Raw genomic sequence first — 20,213 nt, 5'->3', positions numbered from 1 at the left:
ATCATGAAAAAGATACTTTCCCTTACAAGCCTTGTACTACTCGTAATAGTGTCCGGGTGTAGTAAATTTCTCGATAAAAAACCCATCTCGTCTGTATCTCCTTCTAACTATTATAATAACGAAGCAGAAGTAAATGCAGCAGTTACAGGTGTTTACAGCATTGCAGGCATGGAATTCATGTGGGGTGGAAGGATCCCTATCCGGCACAATGCCAGTACAGATGAATCCTTTTATTCCGTTACCAACCAGCCCATCGGCCCATGGTGGTTCACTTATGATGCATCTGATGTTACCGTAACAGAAATGTGGACGTACCTGTATAGCGGTATTGAAAGAGCCAACGTAGTGCTGGCCAACCTTGATAAAGCAAAAATGGACGATGCCAAAAAGGGAATTGTAAAGGGAGAAGTAAAATTTCTGCGGGCATTTTACTATTTCACCCTGGTACAATATTGGGGAGATGTTCCCTTAAAAATAACAGCTTCCTCTTCCGTGAACAATGTAGATCTCGCACGTACACCCATGAAAGAAGTGTACACTTTCATTGAGAAAGAAATGAAAGAAGCGGAAACATTGGTAAACACCGTAACCGCTATTGGGAATACAGAACGTATCTCAAAATCAACCGTACAGGGCATTTTAGCCAGGGTGTACCTGCAATGGGCTGGCGAACCGTTGAAAGAAGTAACGAAATATGCAGATGCACGCGATTATGCATTGAAAGTGGTGCAATCAAATGTGCATGAATTGAATCCCAGTTATTCCCAGATCTACATCAACGAATGCCAGGATATCGATGAATGGAAAGAATGTATCTGGGAAACCGGTACCTGGGGCAACAATAGTGATGCCAACAGGATCGGAGGCCGCATCGGAAACGAGAATGGTGTAAAATGTTCTTCTTCCAATGACCAGGTAGTAGGATATGCTTACGGATTTAACAGCACCACCTACAAACTATTTTCCCTCTATAAAGCCGGCGATCTCAGAAGGGATTGGGCAATTGGAAACTATACACTGAATGCTACAGGTGTTAAAACAATGCTGGCTGCCACCAACATTTATGCAAGGAATTGTGCAAAATGGCGTAGAGAGTACGAACTGTTACGTCCCCTGAATAAAAACTACACGCCTACCAACTTCCCCATCCTGCGTTATGCAGATGTATTGTTGATGCTCGCAGAAGCAGAGAATGAAGTGAGTGGCCCGGCTAACGCTTACCAATATATTAATATGGTAAGAAGAAGGGGATATGGTAAACCCGCCAACACACCTGATGTTACAGCAGATCTCACCGGGCTGGATCAGACATCCTTCCGCAAAGCGGTACAGGATGAAAGAGCCATGGAACTTTGTTTTGAAGGAGTACGCAAGCAGGACCTTATTCGTTGGGGTTTATACCTCACTGCTATGAAAGATCAGGCCCTGGAAATTAAAGCACGCGCAACGGCTACTTATCAGTATGCAGCCACCGCAGCTGATCGTGTTTCGGAAAGACATTTATTATATCCCATTCCATCCAATGAAATGTCATTGAATAAACTAATGGTGCAAAATCCCGGATGGTAATCGTTTTACATTAAAAAGATTTTATGAAGAAACTATTGTATATACTCGCAGTAAGTCTTGTGGCAGTTAGTTGCAACACAACGGATGTACCTGCGCCCGATTTTTCCGTTACGCCCAAAAGTGATACCTACGCTTTAGGAGATACCACTTTCTTTTCTTTTACCGGGAATCCGTATAACATCACTTTTTATGCAGGAGACAGTTCCCATCAATACGAGTTCCGAAAAAGAGCAAGTGCAAAGGGAACACCACAGCTGCAGTTTACCTCCTACATGCAAACCGGAACGCAGACCAACAGCCTGGCGCTGATGATCTCTACAGATTTCCCCGGCGTGTATGATTCTGCCACCATATACAGTCCAAATACACACTGGACTAATATTACCAGCAAGGCAACACTTTCCACCGGTGTGAACAACACAGCCTCAGGGGTCGTAGATCTATCTGAGTTTTTAAACGATGGCAAACCTGTTTACATCGCATTCAAATACACCGGTATAAAAAGCGCCTCTGCACAAAGGACATGGACCATTCCAACTTTCACAGTAACGAATCTGCTGGAAGATGGTAAAACCAAAATGCCGGTAGCTGCAGATCTTGCAGGAGCTGCATGGGGAGTAGTACTGATGAAAAATCCAGCCGTGAAATGGGTAGTATCTGCCACCACACTGAAAGTAACAGGTGGGGCTGCCAATAGCGAAGAAGCAGAAAGCTGGGTGATCACAAAAGGACTGATCCTCAACAGGGCCATCCCTGATGTAGGCGTATCTCTAAAAAACATATCATCCAACAGTATCACCTCTTCTTTTTACATCTACAAAGGAGCCGGTGTCTACAAAGCCACTTTCGAAGCCGCCAACACAACAGTATACGATAGCAGAACCAACGTAAAAGAATTGCAGGTAACAGTCACTCCCTGATATATTTTTTAAATGAAAACCATGCTTATTCCCTTATCCCTTTCATACCTATGCCAACAAAGGCCCTCCGCTAAGGGGGGCTTTTTTGTTTTAGGAGGGAAATTGTTTTAGGAGGAAGAATTTCGCCCACTCAACACCCATCTTCATCTTCAGAAAACCTTCTTTCCGGAAAGAAAACTTTCTTCCCAAAATGAAGAAAACGCCTTCCCCAAAAGAAAAAGGTCCCCCTCCAATAAGAACACCTTCTTAAAAAATAAAGAAAATCCGCCCTTTGCTGCGCGGCAAACTCCCAGCAAAAAAATAAGCATCATCAAAAAAACGCCTTCCCCAAAAGAAAAAGGCCCCCTCCAACAAAAACTCCTTCTTAAAAAAGAAAAAACCTCCGCCCTTTGCAGCGCGGCAAACCTCCAGCCAAAGCATCATCTCGAAAGACTCCTTCCTCAAAAGAAAAAGGTCCTCCCTCCAACAAAAACGCCTTCTTAAAAGATAAAAAACTCCGTCCTTTGCTGCGCGGCAAACTCCCAGCCAAAACATCGTCCCCAAAAGACTCCTTCCCCAAAAGAAAAAGGCCCCCTCCAACAAAAACGCCTTCTTAAAAAATAGAAAACCTCCGCCCTTTGCTGCGCGGCAAACCTCCAGCCAAAGCATCATCTCGAAAGACTCCTTCCTCAAAAGAAAAAGGTCCTCCCTCCAACAAAAACGCCTTCTTAAAAGATAAAAAACTCCGCCCTTTGCTGCGCGGCAAACTCCCAGCCAAAACATCATCCCCAAAAGACTCCTTCCCCAAAAGAAAAAGGCCCCCTCCAACAAAAACTCCTTCCCCCAGAAAAAGAAGAAAACCTCCGCCCTTTGCAGCGCGGCAAACCCCCAGCCCTCCCCAAAAAACCAAAAATATTGTTATATAACCTTAATTGTACTACTTTTGCCGCCCTGAGTTCCTAAAAAAGGCTCGAGCATTGCAAACCCGGGCAGAGCCGGGTTTATTTTATTAAAGCATTATCCCTGTATCAGAAACGCCATTTGGGGCACTTGTGCAGGGTTTACTATCTTTATGACGTACTTTAACCTTTTTAAATCTGTATAATGCAATTTCTGGATTTTGAAAAACCGATTGCGGATCTGTACGAACAACTGGAAAAACTGAAAGAGAACGGCGTGAAATCCGGTGTGGATGTATCGGCAACCGTAAGCGAGTACGAACAAAAAATAAACGACACTAAAACAAGCATCTATAACAACCTGACCAGCTGGCAAAAGGTACAACTAAGCCGCCATCCGGACAGGCCCTACACCCTCGAATACATCGAACGCATGACCACCAACTTCGTGGAAATGCATGGTGACAGGAACGTAAAAGATGATAAAGCCATGGTAGGCGGTTTTGCCGATCTGGACGGAGAAACAGTCATGTTCATCGGCCAGCAGAAAGGTATCAATACCAAGATGCGCCAGATCCGTAACTTCGGAATGGCTAATCCTGAAGGATATCGGAAAGCACTCCGCCTCATGAAACTCGCAGAAAGGTTCAACAAGCCCATCGTTACCCTCATAGACACACCAGGAGCCTATCCCGGTCTGGAAGCAGAGGAAAGGGGCCAGGGGGAAGCCATCGCCCGTAACCTCTTTGAAATGGTGAAATTAAAGGTACCAGTGATCTGCGTGATCATAGGAGAAGGGGCCTCTGGCGGTGCATTGGGAATAGGTATCGGAGACCGTATCTTCATGCTGGAAAACAGCTGGTACACCGTGATCTCCCCGGAAAACTGTTCCACCATCCTCTGGCGCAGCTGGAATTTCAAGGAAAAAGCAGCAGAAGAACTGAAACTCACTTCCACCTATATGAGCCAGTTCGGTCTCGTGGATGGTGTGATCCCAGAACCAGTAGGCGGCGCACATTCCAATCATGAAGAAATGGCAGCCATCCTGAAAACAAAATTAAAGTCTACCCTCGCCGAATTAAAGGGGGTCAATCCCGATACCCGCATTGAGCAACGGATAGACAAATTCTCAAATATGGGCTTTTACGAAGAACGCTAAATAAAAATTGCGGGAACCGATCCAAATTTTCATATTTGCATCTTTTTAAGGGCAGTTAAAGGCTATTGACACCATTAGATATGTTACAGCAACAATTAAGGGGTACCGGTGTTGCACTGGTTACGCCCTTTACTACAAAAGGAGCAATTGATTGGACAGGCCTGGAAAGGCTGATCAATTATGTGATCGGAGGAGGAGTGGATTACGTGGTTACCTTAGGTACCACCGGAGAAACACCCACCTTGTCTTCCGATGAAAAACTGGACCTGATAAAGTTTACGTTCGAGAAGGTAAATAAACGGGTGCCCGTTGTAGTAGGTATCGGTGATTATAGCACCGCAGATGTTGTAAGCCGGCTGGAAAAATGTCCGCTGGATGAGGCTGCCGCTATTTTAAGCGTATCCCCTTTTTACAGCAAACCTACACAGGAAGGCATCTTTCAGCACTATAAAGCCATCGCAGCAGCTTCACCTAAGCCTATCATATTATACAATGTCCCTGCCCGCACCGGCCGTAACATGACCGCAGAAACAACCCTGCGCCTGGCCCATGAGGTAGAAAACATCGTAGCCATGAAAGAAGCCTCCGGCGATATGCTCCAATGCATGCAGATCATAAAGGACAAACCCAAAGACTTCCTGGTGATCAGCGGAGACGATGGGGTGGCATTTCCACAACTTGCCTGCGGAATGGACGGCGTTATTTCAGTAGCCGCCAACTACTTCGCAAAAGATTTTTCCGCCATGGTGAAAGCAACCCTGGATGGTAACATCGCAGAAGGCCGCCGCCTCCATTACAAAATGCTGGATGGTTTCGACCTGATGTTCATGGAAAACAATCCCGCCGGTATCAAAGCATTCCTGGCTTTCGACAAGATCATCGAAAACACTTTCCGCCTGCCCATCATTCCGGTAAGCGATGAACTGCAAACCAAAATAAACACCTTCCTGAAGGGTTACTAAATAAGTATTGATCGTATTAAAAAAGGACCGTTCTCTCATGAGAACGGTCCTTTTAATTAAGCTTCACATAGGCTTGACATAGGCTCAAGATAGGGAGATCCTTCGATGATCCTATAGCCATCCTCCTAGAAAGATACCCCCACAGTCAACCCAAGTCCCCTCACACCCACAAAAGGCATTTTGACATCCGCCCGGATACCATCATCCCTTACTTCCGCCGTGATATTCTTCTTATTACCTATTTCAATCAATGATTCGAGGTCATCTTTCAGATCATTCCGCTGTTGCTCATCAAAATCACTCAGGTCTGTAAGCCCTTCCACTTTACCGCTAAGGTTGCCATAATGGCCGCCAATAATGAAAAGATCGATCACCACATTCTTGTGCACATTGAACTGGCCACCCAGGATGATCCCGCCGCCAATGCCACTGCTTTTACCAGTTAGGGGTACTAACCTTGTTTCAGTAGGCAATTCAAAATCATAAGGGTAATCATATTTGAAGGAAGCATACCTGCCATACACGCCGGCATAAAAACCTTTGGCGCCAGGCCGTTTGCCGGTATAGAAGCGGATCTCCGCAGTGATGGCATTACCACTCATTTGCAATTTATCCAGCTGTTGTGTGATCTCTCCGTCACCATCCTCAAAATAATCCATCACCTTTTCCGTAAGGGAAGTTTTAGCCAGGTAGGTTTTAGGCATGAAACGATAACCCAGGGAAGCAGAGATCTTACGGCTGATCATCCTTTCATAAGTAAGGCCGTAGTTATTCAATGCAATAGAAGCCAGGTTCGTTTTAATGATATTCTTGTTGTAAGGCAAATTGCGAAGCCGGTGTTTGCGGGTGGGGGCCTCCGTAGAATCTGTGCCCATGGCCGTACTATCAGATTGTGCCACGGCGTTCAGTCCCAGGCATAGGGGAAGCATCAAAAGCAGTGCTGCTCTTTTCATAGTTATAGGAATTTTAAATTTAATGTGTAAATATAGTCTGGTAAAACCACTTACACAAAAAATACCTGACTAGATAAGATAGGTAACACCCTCCAGGGCCAGTTCTGTTTGGGGGAAAACAGGTTGGGTTTCATCCAGAAAAGGTTGCAGCTCAGTGTATTTGGAAGAGAAATGCCCAATGAGCAAACGATGGGCCCCTGCCATTTTAGCCAGTGTAGCCGCCTGAACAGTCGTACTATGAAACCTGTCCATAGCCCGCTGTGTAAGATCATGCAGGTAAGTAGTTTCATGATACACCATATCCGCTTCCCGCATATGTGGTACCAGGTCCTCATCATATATGGAGTCCGCACAATACACATACCGTTTGGCTTTAGGAGGAGGGAGGGTTACCCAGTCATTCTTGATGAGCTTCCCGTCTTTCCTTTCATAATCTGCCCCTTCCTGCAACTTGGTGTAAAAGGACGCCGGTATTTCATATATGCGTGCCTGTTCAGGAATGATCCTGCGTTTCCTGCGCTGAAGGCTGAAGGAGAAACCGTAACAGGGAATCCTGTGGCGGGTAGGGAAGAAGCTCACCTCCATTTCTTTTTCCTTTAACACAACACCCGTTTGCGTAGGCATCAGGGGATGAAAATTAAGTTCGAAGTTGAGGATAGTCCCGGCAACATTTAACTGGATCTGCAGGATCTCTTCCAGTTCCGGCGGGCCGAAAACAGACAAAGGTTCTATCCTTCCCAGCAAACTCATGCTATTAATAAGCCCTATCAGCCCAAAATAATGATCCCCATGCAGGTGACTGATAAAAATATGCCGGATACGGGCTCTTTTTATCTTATAACGGGTTAACTGCATTTGTGTGCCCTCTCCGCAATCCACGAGGATCAGCTGATCATTATAAGTGATCACCTGAGAGGTAGGATGCCTGTCTGGTGTAGGTATAGCCGAATTGTTGCCTAAAATTGTTACCGCGAACATATCTCTAAAATAAACAAGTAATTGGTAATGATATCATTCTCCCAGGTCCAGCTCCCTTTCCAGGTCTTCCATCATCACCATATCGATGGCTTCAGATTCTGTAGGCACTACATTCAGCATTTCCGGGTACTTTTCACCCAGCACAGCAGCTAAATCTGGTGAAAGATGAGCAACGGCCGCCGAAAGACCACGCTCGTACTGATGGTTATATACTGCAAAAATGGCTTTAAGGCCTTTTTCATCAATAGATTGCAGGGAACGCAGGTCCAGCACCAGATTCTTCTCCTCCAGTTCGGTCATTCCGGAAATCGTTTCCTCCAGCTCGGCTGCCAAATTAGCATTCAGTTCGGGTTCTTCCAGCCGGAAAAGCACTATTTTTTCTTTGGTATCAATTTTGAATTGCATAAGCCAGGATGTTATATTATTTTAATCATTAAAAAAAAGGACAGCCGAACGAACCCGTCCGTAATTACCTTGCCGGAAGCAAATCTCACCCAAACAAAAACATCCTCCTTCTCGTAAGTATATTTACATCTATACGGCCTTCTGAAGCAAAAGTAAATCTTAAGTATAAATGTGCAAGGATAAAAACTAAATCCAAATTTATTTGGTAATATTGTATAAGCAAGCCCCCGTAAGGGTTTAATCAAAAATCATCTACAATGGATCAGAATTTTTCACCGCAAGTAAAGGAGATCATTTCGTTCAGCAGGGAGGAAGCTTTACGTCTGGGAAATGATTTCATCGGTACGGAACACCTGCTATTGGGCATCATTCGTGAAGGTGAGGGGACGGCTGTTAAAATTCTACAAGCTTTGAACGTAGATCTTTATGAACTGCGCAAAGAAGTGGAACTGGCTATTAAGGATAAAACCGGCAAGAACATTGCTAACATTAATAGTCTCCCTCTAACCAGACAGGCAGAGAAAGTGATCCGTGTGACCGTGTTGGAAGCTAAGGCCCTTAAAAGCCCTACCGTTGAGACAGAACATCTCATGCTTTCCATCCTCAAGAATAAAGAAAACGTATGTACTCAAATCCTTCAACAATTTGACGTGGACTACGATACATTTAAAAACGAATTGGGCTTCGTAAAATCTGCAGATCCTAAAGCAGAGTTCGATGACCCCGGAGAAGAGGAGTTCGAAGACGAACGTAAAAGTTATGCCTCCAAAGCGAAGCAAACCAATACAAAGTCTAAAACACCTGTACTCGACAATTTTGGCCGCGATATCACCAAACTCGCTGAAAGCGGAAGTCTGGATCCCATCGTTGGCCGTGAGCAGGAAATTGAACGCGTTTCGCAGATCCTTTCCCGCCGTAAAAAGAACAATCCAATCCTCATCGGTGAGCCGGGAGTTGGTAAAACTGCTATCGTGGAAGGCCTCGCCCTCCGCATCGTACAACGCAAAGTTTCCCGCGTGTTGTTCGATAAAAGAGTAGTAAGCCTCGACCTTGCTGCCCTGGTAGCCGGTACAAAATACCGCGGCCAGTTTGAAGAAAGGATGAAAGCCATCATGAATGAACTCGAAAAGAACCGGGACGTGATCCTGTTCATTGACGAGATCCACACCATCGTTGGCGCAGGTGGAGCTTCCGGTTCCCTGGACGCTTCCAATATCTTCAAACCAGCCCTCGCCCGTGGAGAACTCCAATGCATCGGTGCATCTACTTTAGATGAATACCGTATGTACATTGAGAAAGACGGAGCGTTAGACCGCCGGTTCCAGAAAGTAATGGTTGATCCGCCATCCGTGGAAGAAACCATCCTCATCCTCAACAACATCAAACAACGTTACGAAGAGTATCACAACGTAAGTTATACAGATGATGCCATCGACGCCTGTGTGAAACTGAGCGACCGTTACATGACGGACCGCCTGCTGCCAGACAAAGCTATCGACGTGTTGGATGAAGTAGGAGCAAGGGTACACTTAAAGAACATCAATGTTCCGCAAAATATCCTCGACCTGGAAAAACAGATCGAAGACATTAAGCAGGAAAAAAATAAAGTAGTGAAGAGCCAGCGCTTCGAAGAAGCTGCAGCCCTCCGCGATACCGAAAAGAAACTCGGCGAAGACCTCGAAAAGGCCAAAGCCGTGTGGGAAGAAGAAGTAAAGCACAAACGCTACCCAATTGATGAAGAAGCCATCGCAGAAGTAGTGAGTATGATGACCGGCATTCCCGTTAAACGGATGGTGCAGGCAGAAAACGATAAACTCCGCCGCATGGGTGAAGACCTGTCCGGTGCTGTGGTTGGACAAACAGAAGCCATCAGTAAAGTGACCAAAGCCATCCAGCGTAACCGCGTAGGGCTGAAGGATCCTAAAAAACCGATTGGTACTTTCATCTTCCTCGGCCCAACCGGGGTAGGTAAAACAGAATTGGCCAAATCACTCGCCAGGTACATGTTCGACTCAGATGATGCCTTAATCCGCATTGATATGAGTGAATACATGGAGAAATTTTCCGTAAGCCGCCTGATCGGAGCGCCTCCAGGTTATGTAGGATATGAAGAAGGTGGTCAGCTGACAGAAAAAGTTCGCCGTAAGCCATACTCTGTGATCCTCCTGGATGAGATAGAAAAGGCCCATCCGGATATCTATAACATCCTCCTGCAAGTGTTGGATGATGGTATCCTTACAGATGGTCTCGGTCGCAAGGTGGACTTCAAAAACACCCTTATCATCATGACCTCTAATATTGGCGTACGCCAGTTGAAGGATTTCGGTGCAGGGGTTGGTTTCAGCACCAATACGAGAGCAGTAAGTGAAGAAGATAACACCAAAGCCGTAATAGAAAAGGCTTTGAAACGTACCTTCTCTCCTGAGTTCCTCAACCGTATCGATGATGTGATCATCTTTAACTCTCTGTCCAAAGAGCATATCTATACCATTATAGATATCACCATGAAAGGTGTGCTGGCACGTTTGCAGAACCTGGGCTTCAGCCTGGAACTTACAGACGAAGCCAAAGGTTTCCTCGCAGAGAAAGGATACGATCAGCAATTTGGAGCCCGTCCGCTCCACCGCGCTATCCAGAAATACCTGGAAGATCCGTTAGCAGAAGAGATCCTGAATATGAGCATTCATAATGGAGATATTCTGATCGCGGACCTCGATAAAGAAAACCAGAAACTGGTGTTCTCTTTAAAGAATCCTTCCAAGAGTAAATCTGAGAAATCAGAAGCATAATTTTCAAAGGACATTATATAATATATAGGTTGCCGGATATCCTCCGGCAACCTTTTTTTATGGAGCATTTTCCCGTTTTAACCCTCCTAACTTGCACTTTTTATTTTTCGTACCCTCTTTCATAACTTTTTCTAACCCCCTGACTCATAAGTAAATACTGCTCCCATAGCGGTTCTAACTTCGACTTTTCACATATTTATATATTAAATAAAGAAAAAACATTATAAATAATACGTATTAATCAAAATATATATGTAATATTGTGACAGCGTTGTAGCCCTGATGCGAGAGAGGGGAAAAACATTAGACCTAGCCTTAAAAACCTGCCTCAAAAAAAGGGGATTTAAGGAGCGGTGAACAAAAACAAAAAGTCGTCATAAATCAATTAAACACATAAACCTTTTATTTTAACAACTCATATTTTTCAACCTATTATCCTATGAGAAAGTCGTTACGTATTGCCAGTATGGTACTGGCTGCGCTGTTGTTCTTTAGCTACGACAGCCTAAAAGCTCAGGTCAAGATCGGGGGTAATCCCGCTCAGATTGATCCCAATGCCATCCTGGAATTGGAAAGCAACAAGAAAGGATTTTTACTGCCACGTGTAAGTGATATGTCGCTTATGTCTGCTTCAGCTACTGAAGGTTACCTGGTATATTATACAGGTTCTGGTCCGAGCAATCCTGCCGGGTTGTTTGTGAAACTTGGTGGCGCTATGGTGAGAGTTACCACTGAGGGTGGAGCAGGAGCACCATGGAAAATGGATGGTAACCTTGGTACGCCTACCAGCTTTATGGGTACTACCAACACGCAAGACTTACGTTTGAATGCAAACGGTGTTACAGGTCTTACAGTGGGTGCAGATGGCAGACTGATCTTTACACCTTCATTTATTAATTATCCATTAGTTACTGATCCTGCTATCAATGATGTATTGGTAATAGCAGCAGATGGTACTGTTAAAAAGAAAGATCTGGCACAGACTTCTGTAACTAAATTGAATACTTTACAAGGTGATATGGATATCACATTGGAAGGTAACAATGGTACTGCACCTGCAATTGCTACTACAGCACCAGCTGGTGGTCTCCCCGGTATAATAGAATTAAGCTATCCGATTATGGAAGGCCAGGCTGCAGCTTTCGGTTTCATGACTAAGGCTGACTATGATTCCCTGCACGCCCTGACTAATCCTGATGGATTTAAAGTAGTTGCAGTATCCGCTGCCGCTACTGCAGAAGGTGGTGTATTTACACAAAATGCTACTACCGGTAAATGGGAACTGGCTTTATCGCCTGCTTCAAGAACAAGTCCCGGTATTGTTAGCACTACTGCTCAGGAATTCACAGGTGATAAGACATTCGACGGTGCTGTAGTAATTAAGAAACTCTCTGCAACGCCTGGTGCTGCTACTTTAGCAGTAGAAGGTGCTGTAACCCTGGATGGTGTTACTGCGCAAACACTGGTAAATACTGATAGCTATAATCTGTTATTACAAAATACTACAGATAATGAATTAAGGAAAGTACTTGTTCCAGGTTGGAAATTAACCGCTACTGGTATCGGACAGATCTCTACACCAACCGGTGTTCCTGCTGTAGGTAGTGCTACTGGTGACCTGGCTTTTGAAACAGTAACAACTGGTACAGACTTCTCTATCTCATCTGTTGCTGATAAAGTGACTTTCGCGTTGCCTGATGCATCTGTTACAAACCGAGGCGTTGTAACTATAGCTGCTCAGTCATTCACTGGCGATAAGACTTTCGAAACTAAAGTATTGGTAGGCCCTACTGCAGGTGCTGTAGCTACTACTTCTAACTTAAACGTGAACGGTTCTTTGGGTGTTAAATTCCGTACAATCGCAACTGGCAGCCCAATCGCAGCGGATGATTACATCGTGATGGTGGCTGCAACAAGTGCAACTTCCGCCGTTACACTTCCTGATGCAACTACTTGTGCAGGCCGTGTATATGTGATCAAAAGGATCCCTGGCTCTAACCCTGTTACTGAAGAAGATAATAACGTAGTGATTGCTACAACCAGTGCACAAACAATTAATGGTGTTCCTGGTACTTCAATCACTGTTGTACATACTTCTATCACTGTAATGTCTGACGGTACCAACTGGCAACTGCTCAGCAGAGGAACTGGCTTCTAAACCTGATTTACCGGAACGGTTATTATAATCGTATAACCGTTCCGGTAAAATCTTAATAACAAGCATATGATGTTTCTGTACACCAAAAAAATTGACATGAATTGGCCGAGAGGATATAAATCATTACTAATATTGTTGATCTCCGGATTGGCAGCCATTCCATCCCAGGCGCAATTGAAATTGGGAGGCCAGCCTGAAAGTACCAGACTGGATGCCGCCCTCGAAATAAGCTCACACAAAAAAGGTTTACTGTTACCGCGTGTTACGAACGCAGCATTAGCCTCCAATCCACTCGATAGTGCCGCTCAGGGCATGATGGTTTTCAATCTCGATGATCAGACACTGTACGTTAAGAAAACCAACGGATATACCGGCTGGAAAAAAATTCCAGACCTCACTTCCTACGCATTGGGCAATTTGTCGGATATAAACTTCCCTGTAGCCCCCACCATTAATCAATTACTCCGCTACGATGGCGCAAAATGGAGTAACTGGACCCCTGACTATATTAAAACAATGACCGGAGATGTTACTGCTGGTACAGTAAACGCCGCCGGAAACGTTACAACTACTTTATCAAATTTTGGCACTGCTGATACTTATTTTAAAGTAACAACAGATGCAAAAGGCCGTGTACAATCCGGCGCAACAGCCCTGATAGCAGCAGATATTCCAAACCTTGGAGCTTCCTATATTCAAAATCAGAATGCAGCATTGCAAACAGGCAATTTCCGCATAAATGGTAACGGTAACGTTGCAAGTCTTACTGTAACAGGTTTAACTACGCAGGGTGGATTATTATTCACCAATACAGGTGCCGTAACACAGAAAGCAGGTCAGCTGGTTTGGGATAACACCAATAACAGATTAGGTATCGGTAACGCTGCTCCTTCAGTAGCACTGCATGTTACAGGTGATCTGAGAGCAACCGGTTTAAATAAAACAGGCGGTATATTATTTACCTCAGGTACCACAGGATTAGTAGAGCAGGATGATGCACAATTGTTCTGGGATGCTCCCAACAACAGGTTAGGTATCGGTAACGCTGCTCCTTCAGTAGCCTTACATGTTACCGGAGATCTGAGAGCAACCGGTTTAAATAAAATAGGTGGTATATTATTCACCTCAGGTACTACCGGATTAGTAGAACAGGATGATGCACAATTGTTCTGGGATGCCACCAATAACAGGTTAGGGATTGGTACCAATGCTCCCAGTACAGCCTTGCACGTTACAGGAGGTCTGAGGGTAACTGGTTTAAATACAACCGGAGGCCTATTGTTCACCACTGGGACAACCGGCGATGTAGCGCAAAGAACATCACTGATATGGGATAATGCAAATGAAAGGTTAGGTGTCGGTGTAGCTACACCTACTGCTAAACTGGATGTGGAAGGGACTTTTAAACTGGGTACTGATGGTAGTGTATTAACTGGCATTACTAAAGTAGTTTATAACACAACTGCTAACGTAACAATTAACCAAATGACAACAACAGTAGTTACATGGACATTACCCGCAGGCGTTGTTTTGAAAACAGATGATAATGTGATAGTGAGTCCAGCCTTAGCCCTGGGTAATGGAGTTGGAGTAGGATGGGTCAGAGTTAGTAATTTCGGCGCCCGGCAGATACAGGTTGGGTTTATTAATGCTGATGACAACAACAGGACGATTGCTAATGGAACAAAATTTAATATTGCTATCATCTCATTGTGATAACCGAAAGAAAATGCGTTACATTAACCTTACCATATTAGCACTTCTTAGTTTTGTACTGCCCCTCGCAGCACAACAACAAGGGCTATACATTGCTCCCGATGCCAGGATCCAGATCGCAACGGGAGAAGTATTCAGCATATATGGAAACGTTACAAACGAAGGCGCTTTTGGATCCAGCCTTAATTCAATCATCAATTTCTACGGCAAAACATGGAATAACGGTAACGCAGCTACGCTTCCCGATGAATCCGCCAGCGGCGTTGATGGAAAAGGCGGTCTGTTCCGCTTCTCCGGCAACAATCCAATGTACGGGAACCTGGGCGCACAGCAGTTATTGGGTGGATATAGTGTTGTAGGCCGTACCGGCGCTACCTTTCCTAACTTTGAGGTAAATAACCGGCTGGGAATTTTACTCTCAGATCTGAGTGATGTGAAAGTGCGTAACAATCTCAATTTTGTAAACGGTCATCTTTTCCTGAATGGCTGGAACCTGGTGGTAGGAGATGCCAAACCCGGTACCATCACAGGATACAGCGAAAAATCATTTATCGTAACAGGCTCTACGGTAGCCGGTGGTTTCCTTTATCGCGAAAATGTAGATGGAGCATCTGGTAAAGTAGTATTCCCTATCGGCACTTCTATAGATACCTACGCCCCCGCAGAAATTGAATACGCCGGCGTACCGGACGATTTCAGGGCAAGGGTATTTGATAGTGTGTACCAGTTTGCGATATCAGGAAATGTAAATAAACTCGATTTTACCAATAAAACATGGAACGTGGCTCGCGTAAGAAGTGACCACGCAGAAGCAAAAGTAACTTTGCAGCACATGGATGCCGAAGAAGGAAAGGACTATATGACCTTCCGCTCTGCCAGTTATGTAAGCCGTTATGTGAACAATAACTGGGATTACCTGGAATCGCTGGAATCCTTCCCTGTTGCAGGTAATATCACCACCACCAATACATTGAGGAATGCTACCATGCACTTCCGCGTATTTAAAGATGGACTGAACAACAACGAATATTTTACGAAGGCCTCCATGATCTATGGACCGTATGCACCTGCTGCCTTTATGTATTTTAATGCGTGGCGCCTCTCAGAAAACTTCGCACAACTGGAGTGGTCTGTAGCCCGCGAACTGAACAATGACCGTTACGAAATAGAAAGACGTTTTGATAAGGATACCGGTTTCACAAAAGCCGGCGAAGTACGCTCCCAGGCACCAAACGGAAATATTACTTCCCGCCTGGATTACCAGCATGCTGATCCTAATACTTATGATGGCTGGACATATTACCGTATCAAGGCAGTATCTAAAAATGAACGCGTAAGTTACTCACAGATCAAAGCCGTACCACCATTCCTGCACATCGAAGTATGGCCGAATCCTAACATGGGCCAGTTCCAGGTACAGATCCGCGGAGAACATACAGATATGATCATGCAGATAGTAAACAGCCTGGGTCAGATAGTGAATCAGTACTCCGTACAGGGAGAAGCCACTGTTCGCGTAAACAATCTTGCCAAAGGAACTTACGTACTCGCATTCTACGATCAGAAATCAAACCGTCTGATGCGCACACATAAAGTAATTGTGATAGATCGCCGATAGAAAACTCTTTGAATTTTCCCGGAATTACGGCATTTTTGCAGTGGCAATTGTAACATTAGCACCTACCTGCACATCAAAAATCCGGGGTTTGAAAAAGATCATCATCACAATAGACGGTTATTCTTCCTGTGGGAAGAGCACACTGGCCAGGCAATTGGCTTCACAGCTGAATTACCTGTATATAGACAGTGGTGCGATGTATCGTGCTATCACCCTTTATTTCATTCAGCACAGGATAGAATATAGCGATCACGTGGAGGTGAAAAATGCACTCGCCAGCATCCACCTGGAATTCGTACACAACCAGATCTCCGGTTATAGTGATATGTTCCTGAATGATGAAAATGTAGAACAATTGATCCGTGAAATGCTGGTAGCTGAAAAAGTGAGCGAGGTAGCTGCCATCCGTGCTGTACGTGAATTTGCAGTAGCACAGCAACAAAAGATGGGAGAACAAAGTGGCATCGTAATGGATGGCCGGGACATTGGTACAGTTGTTTTTCCGCATGCAGAATTGAAGATCTTTATGACCGCAGATCCCGCTATCAGGGTGGAACGCAGGTTCAAAGAACTATACGCCAAAAACCCGAATATCACCCTCCACGAAGTAAAAGAGAACCTGGAACTACGGGATTATATAGATGCAAACCGGGAAGTAAGCCCCCTCCGCAGGGCTGATGATGCTATCATCTTGGATAACAGTCAATTAAACATGCAGGAACAGCTCGATCTGGTTATGCAATGGGTAGAAGATGCAATCATGGCACATTCTTCTTGAAATTTTTTTGTATATCAAAAAAACGTTATTACCTTTGATTCGATAGGGATACTATCCCTACCGTACTAATTTTATATACCTCATCCTCTCGAAATTCCTGCATTTTAATGGTCTTGGCCCTGATTCCGTAACATACACGGACGTGATTGATATATGCCATGATACTTTGGATCTGATAGACACATACCTGGAAAAGAACCTGAACTTTGTTGCAAATCATTGAATGATAAAGGCTACCGGATGGCGCTTTGCGGATCCCGTAACTTTTTTATCGCTGCAAAGTGGTTCTATGTGATTGTCCAAGCTTTTAGGCTATATCCAGACTAAAGACCATGCTATTAACCGATTATAAAAGAACTACAAAATAAATCAAACACGCTATGCTTTATGGCGTAACGTGTCTTAAACTAAATGTGGAATGCGGTCGCTAGACGGCCCTATTTCATATTTTCAGTAGGTGTATTCGGTTAATAGGAAAGGGGCGAATTCTTTCGCCCCTTCACTTTTTTCATACCATCTTGAAACACAATCGCTAACAATCGTTTTATTTTTTTTAACTTGTGAGTACTGTTTCACCTTTCACCATGTCTAAAAAAGGCCTCATTCTTACTGTATTCCTGCACCTTGCCATGTGGATGTACGCATCGGCACAGGATTCTTTGCAGGTTCAGGCCAGCCTGGACTCCATAAAAGGAATGGCGGATGATACACTCAAAGTGAACCGCCTCATGGCCAAATCCAGAAGTCTTTACCGCTATTACGACAGAAGCCGGAATGATAACGCCTTCCTCCAGGAGGCTATCAACGTTTCTCATAAGATCCGCTATAACAAAGGATTAGCAGAAGGATATAACGAACTGGGCACGACTAAACGAAATAAATCTCAATACATCCTGGCCGCTGATTTTCATGAAAGAGCACTCAAGTATGCGGAGGATGCCAAAGACGTTCGCCTGATCACCGTTTCCCTCAATAATATCGGGGTAGACTATCGCAGAAGGGACATGCTACCCAAAGCTTTCGACTTCCATTTCAGGGCCCTCAAACTAGCCGAAAAGAACAACGACATCCGGAATATCTGTATCGCTACTAACTCCATCGGCAATATCAAACTGTCCGACGGGAAGTACAATGATGCCATCCAGGAGTTTTCCCGCAGCCTCCAACTGGAGCGGGACGGAAAAAATGACTTGGGCGTGGCTATTAATCTGGGCAACCTGGGATATGCCTATGAAGGGTTGGGCCAGCTGGATAAAGCCATAGAATACTATAAAAGTTCCCTGGCCGTTAACCAGGCCATGGATAATAAAACAGGAATGTCCATCTGTTATACCTGCCTGGGTGCAGCATATCAGAAAAAGAAGAACTATACCCTTGCCATGGAATACCTCCAAAAAGCACTCCAGGCAAATGATAAAGTGGATGATAAAGTACATGTGGCAGAAAGTTATCTCAGTATAGGGCGTTTATTGAATGAACAGAATAAAAACGAAGAGGCCAGGAAATACATCCAGGAGTCTATAGACCTCGGTTTGAAATGGGGTTTCAAGTCTACCCTGATGGAAGCATACAAAGCCATGGCGGATAATTACAAACGCACCGGCGATTATGACCGCTCCATTGATAATTCCAATATCTCCCTCCTGTACAAGGATAGCATCCTGAATGAAAGGTCTACAACAGAATTTGCACAAATGCAGGCCATGTATGTGGTGCATCAGAAAGATAACCAGATCAAGCAATTACAGCAGGAACAGGACCTCAGCCAGTTAAGGATCCGCCGCAACCTGGCCCTGGCTATTGCGCTGGCCGGTTTTCTCTTTATGCTCATCGTGGGAGGATTCTTTTATATCAGGCACCGCAACCTGCAGGCCAACCGTCAGACCCTCCAGTTGGAACTGCGCTCCCTGCGTTCACAAATGAACCCGCATTTCATTTTCAATTCGCTGAGTTCCATCCACCGTTATATCTGGAGCAATAACCAGGAAGAAGCATCAGACTACCTCACCAAGTTCTCCAAGCTGATGCGCATGATCCTGGATAACAGCCAGCATACGTTCATCCCCTTGAACAAAGAGTTAGAGTCCCTGCGTTTATACCTTGATCTGGAAGCGCTGCGCTGCAATAATATTTTTGATTACCAAATTCATGTGGCAGAAAATATCAATGAAGAAGAAGTGCTGATCCCGCCCATGATCATTCAACCATATGTAGAGAATTCCATCTGGCATGGCTTAGTGCACCGTAAGGATAAAGGCCGTTTGGATATCACCGTGAGCCTCAACGGCAGAGTATTGGAGATCATTGTAACAGATAACGGCATCGGTCGTAAACTGGCAATGGAAATTAAAGCGAAAAAAGACCATCTGCACAATTCCATGGGTATGAAAGTGACGGAGGGGCGTATCGCCCTGATCCGCAAGATCAACAACACCAAAGATGCCAATGTAGTAGTGAATGATCTGCAGGATCATGTAGGGCTGGCTACCGGAACTCAGGTAAAGATCGTATTGCCCGCGGAATTCTTATTTTAAAGGGAGCAGAGAAATTTAGCAAAATATCACCACATGAGCGAGATTAAAGCAATTATCGTTGACGATGAACAGCATTGTATTGACGCCTTGCAAACAATGCTGCAGAAAAAATGCCCGGAAGTAACCGTACTGGCCGGTGTAAATAGTGTACAGGATGCTAAGCAATTAATTGATGACCTGCAGCCTGACCTGGTTTTCCTGGATGTGGAAATGCCTCACCAGAACGGCTTCGAATTATTGAAGTTGTACGACAAGGTAAATTTTGATGTGATCTTTACAACCGCTTACGAACAATACGCGCTGAAAGCTATCAAGTTCAATGCCCTGGATTATCTCCTGAAACCCTTCAGCGTACAAGAATTACAGGAAGCCCTGCGTAAGTTCCACGAAAGGCGGCTGAACAAACAGGATACCTCCATTGCACCGCTGGAAGTTTTCCTGCAGAACATGAAAACTTTGCAGCAGACCAATAAAAAGATAGCACTCCCAACCATCAACGGCCTGGTGTTCATGCCCGTGCAGAACATCGTAAGATGTGAATCCACAGGTAATTATACCAAGATCTTTTTCACGGATAAAAAACAGTTACTGGTATCAAAGCCATTAAAAGAGTTTGAAGAACTGCTAACAGACGTGGATTTCTTCCGCGTGCATAATTCCCACCTGATCAACTTACAGCAGATGGAATCGTATATCCAGGGAGAGGGTGGTTTTGCATTGATGAGTGATGGAACACAGGTAGAAGTGTCACGCAGGCGTAAAGCGGAGTTCCTGAAAAAAGCGATGCAGTTTTAAT

15 protein-coding genes are annotated in these 20,213 nt (G+C 44.7%); 11 read left to right on the top strand and 4 right to left on the bottom strand.

Annotation, left to right across the window (positions count from 1 at the left end; genetic code table 11):
• Positions 1 to 3: 3 nt before the first annotated feature.
• Together GFS24_RS19255 and GFS24_RS19250 are read left to right on the top strand one after the other, a co-directional pair.
• Positions 4 to 1,569 (top strand): RagB/SusD family nutrient uptake outer membrane protein, encoded by a 1,566-nt coding sequence (locus tag GFS24_RS19255; protein WP_153662216.1) that lies wholly within the window; start codon positions 4 to 6, stop codon positions 1,567 to 1,569.
• Positions 1,570 to 1,592: 23 nt separating this feature from the next.
• Positions 1,593 to 2,489, top strand: coding sequence for a DUF5017 domain-containing protein (locus GFS24_RS19250; protein ID WP_153662214.1), 897 nt, complete (start codon positions 1,593 to 1,595; stop codon positions 2,487 to 2,489).
• A 246-nt stretch (positions 2,490 to 2,735) separates the two neighbouring features.
• Here GFS24_RS19250 and GFS24_RS19245 read toward each other — a convergent pair whose 3' ends face one another.
• Positions 2,736 to 3,254 carry a hypothetical protein gene (locus GFS24_RS19245; RefSeq protein WP_153662212.1) on the bottom strand — a complete coding sequence of 173 codons (519 nt, stop codon included), beginning with the start codon at positions 3,252 to 3,254 and terminating at the stop codon, positions 2,736 to 2,738.
• A 318-nt stretch (positions 3,255 to 3,572) separates the two neighbouring features.
• Here GFS24_RS19245 and GFS24_RS19240 point away from each other — a divergent pair, with 318 nt between their 5' ends.
• Both GFS24_RS19240 and dapA read left to right on the top strand, forming a co-directional pair.
• Positions 3,573 to 4,526 carry an acetyl-CoA carboxylase carboxyltransferase subunit alpha gene (locus tag GFS24_RS19240; protein ID WP_153662210.1) on the top strand — a complete coding sequence of 318 codons (954 nt, stop codon included), beginning with the start codon at positions 3,573 to 3,575 and terminating at the stop codon, positions 4,524 to 4,526.
• 80 nt (positions 4,527 to 4,606) lie between these two features.
• The gene (dapA, locus tag GFS24_RS19235) at positions 4,607 to 5,488 is read left to right on the top strand and encodes a 4-hydroxy-tetrahydrodipicolinate synthase (protein WP_153662208.1); all 882 of its coding nucleotides are present in this window, start codon (positions 4,607 to 4,609) and stop codon (positions 5,486 to 5,488) included.
• 125 nt (positions 5,489 to 5,613) lie between these two features.
• Here dapA and GFS24_RS19230 read toward each other — a convergent pair whose 3' ends face one another.
• The 3 genes from GFS24_RS19230 to GFS24_RS19220 all read right to left on the bottom strand — a co-directional run bounded on the left by GFS24_RS19230 (position 5,614) and on the right by GFS24_RS19220 (position 7,824).
• On the bottom strand, positions 5,614 to 6,441 hold the full coding sequence (locus tag GFS24_RS19230; protein ID WP_153662206.1) for a DUF3575 domain-containing protein: 828 nt from the start codon (positions 6,439 to 6,441) through the stop codon (positions 5,614 to 5,616).
• Between the two features lie 69 nt (positions 6,442 to 6,510).
• Complete coding sequence (locus GFS24_RS19225; RefSeq protein WP_153662204.1) at positions 6,511 to 7,419, bottom strand: ribonuclease Z; 909 nt, start codon at positions 7,417 to 7,419, stop codon at positions 6,511 to 6,513.
• 33 nt (positions 7,420 to 7,452) lie between these two features.
• Positions 7,453 to 7,824 carry an STAS domain-containing protein gene (locus GFS24_RS19220; protein WP_153662202.1) on the bottom strand — a complete coding sequence of 124 codons (372 nt, stop codon included), beginning with the start codon at positions 7,822 to 7,824 and terminating at the stop codon, positions 7,453 to 7,455.
• A 257-nt stretch (positions 7,825 to 8,081) separates the two neighbouring features.
• Here GFS24_RS19220 and GFS24_RS19215 point away from each other — a divergent pair, with 257 nt between their 5' ends.
• The 7 genes from GFS24_RS19215 to GFS24_RS19185 all read left to right on the top strand — a co-directional run bounded on the left by GFS24_RS19215 (position 8,082) and on the right by GFS24_RS19185 (position 20,212).
• Positions 8,082 to 10,613 (top strand): ATP-dependent Clp protease ATP-binding subunit, encoded by a 2,532-nt coding sequence (locus GFS24_RS19215; protein WP_153662200.1) that lies wholly within the window; start codon positions 8,082 to 8,084, stop codon positions 10,611 to 10,613.
• Positions 10,614 to 11,052: 439 nt separating this feature from the next.
• Positions 11,053 to 12,771, top strand: coding sequence for a hypothetical protein (locus GFS24_RS19210; protein ID WP_153662199.1), 1,719 nt, complete (start codon positions 11,053 to 11,055; stop codon positions 12,769 to 12,771).
• A 96-nt stretch (positions 12,772 to 12,867) separates the two neighbouring features.
• Entirely contained in the window at positions 12,868 to 14,487 is a 1,620-nt protein-coding gene (locus GFS24_RS19205) for a hypothetical protein (RefSeq protein WP_153662198.1), read from the top strand.
• Between the two features lie 13 nt (positions 14,488 to 14,500).
• A complete protein-coding gene (locus tag GFS24_RS19200; protein WP_173003124.1) occupies positions 14,501 to 16,105 on the top strand; it encodes a T9SS type A sorting domain-containing protein in 1,605 nt (534 codons plus the stop codon).
• An 88-nt stretch (positions 16,106 to 16,193) separates the two neighbouring features.
• A complete protein-coding gene (cmk, locus tag GFS24_RS19195; protein ID WP_153662194.1) occupies positions 16,194 to 16,883 on the top strand; it encodes a (d)CMP kinase in 690 nt (229 codons plus the stop codon).
• Between the two features lie 560 nt (positions 16,884 to 17,443).
• Positions 17,444 to 19,417 carry a tetratricopeptide repeat protein gene (locus GFS24_RS19190; RefSeq protein WP_153662192.1) on the top strand — a complete coding sequence of 658 codons (1,974 nt, stop codon included), beginning with the start codon at positions 17,444 to 17,446 and terminating at the stop codon, positions 19,415 to 19,417.
• Positions 19,418 to 19,450: 33 nt separating this feature from the next.
• A complete protein-coding gene (locus GFS24_RS19185) occupies positions 19,451 to 20,212 on the top strand; it encodes a LytTR family DNA-binding domain-containing protein (protein ID WP_153662190.1) in 762 nt (253 codons plus the stop codon).
• Position 20,213 lies beyond the last annotated feature (1 nt).

This window comes from Chitinophaga sp. SYP-B3965 (assembly GCF_009647655.1).
Lineage (GTDB): Bacteria > Bacteroidota > Bacteroidia > Chitinophagales > Chitinophagaceae > Chitinophaga.
This window is presented reverse-complemented; position numbering and strand designations above follow the sequence as displayed.

Bases quoted from the DNA above. Each gene is read 5' to 3' on its own strand.
- GFS24_RS19255 (WP_153662216.1), top strand. From the start codon at position 4: ATGAAAAAGATACTTTCCCTTACAAGCCTTGTACTACTCGTAATAGTG.
- GFS24_RS19250 (WP_153662214.1), top strand. From the start codon at position 1,593: ATGAAGAAACTATTGTATATACTCGCAGTAAGTCTTGTGGCAGTTAGT.
- GFS24_RS19245 (WP_153662212.1), bottom strand. From the start codon at position 3,254: ATGATGTTTTGGCTGGGAGTTTGCCGCGCAGCAAAGGGCGGAGTTTTT.
- GFS24_RS19240 (WP_153662210.1), top strand. From the start codon at position 3,573: ATGCAATTTCTGGATTTTGAAAAACCGATTGCGGATCTGTACGAACAA.
- dapA (WP_153662208.1), top strand. From the start codon at position 4,607: ATGTTACAGCAACAATTAAGGGGTACCGGTGTTGCACTGGTTACGCCC.
- GFS24_RS19230 (WP_153662206.1), bottom strand. From the start codon at position 6,441: ATGAAAAGAGCAGCACTGCTTTTGATGCTTCCCCTATGCCTGGGACTG.
- GFS24_RS19225 (WP_153662204.1), bottom strand. From the start codon at position 7,419: ATGTTCGCGGTAACAATTTTAGGCAACAATTCGGCTATACCTACACCA.
- GFS24_RS19220 (WP_153662202.1), bottom strand. From the start codon at position 7,824: ATGCAATTCAAAATTGATACCAAAGAAAAAATAGTGCTTTTCCGGCTG.
- GFS24_RS19215 (WP_153662200.1), top strand. From the start codon at position 8,082: ATGGATCAGAATTTTTCACCGCAAGTAAAGGAGATCATTTCGTTCAGC.
- GFS24_RS19210 (WP_153662199.1), top strand. From the start codon at position 11,053: ATGAGAAAGTCGTTACGTATTGCCAGTATGGTACTGGCTGCGCTGTTG.
- GFS24_RS19205 (WP_153662198.1), top strand. From the start codon at position 12,868: ATGAATTGGCCGAGAGGATATAAATCATTACTAATATTGTTGATCTCC.
- GFS24_RS19200 (WP_173003124.1), top strand. From the start codon at position 14,501: ATGCGTTACATTAACCTTACCATATTAGCACTTCTTAGTTTTGTACTG.
- GFS24_RS19185 (WP_153662190.1), top strand. From the start codon at position 19,451: ATGAGCGAGATTAAAGCAATTATCGTTGACGATGAACAGCATTGTATT.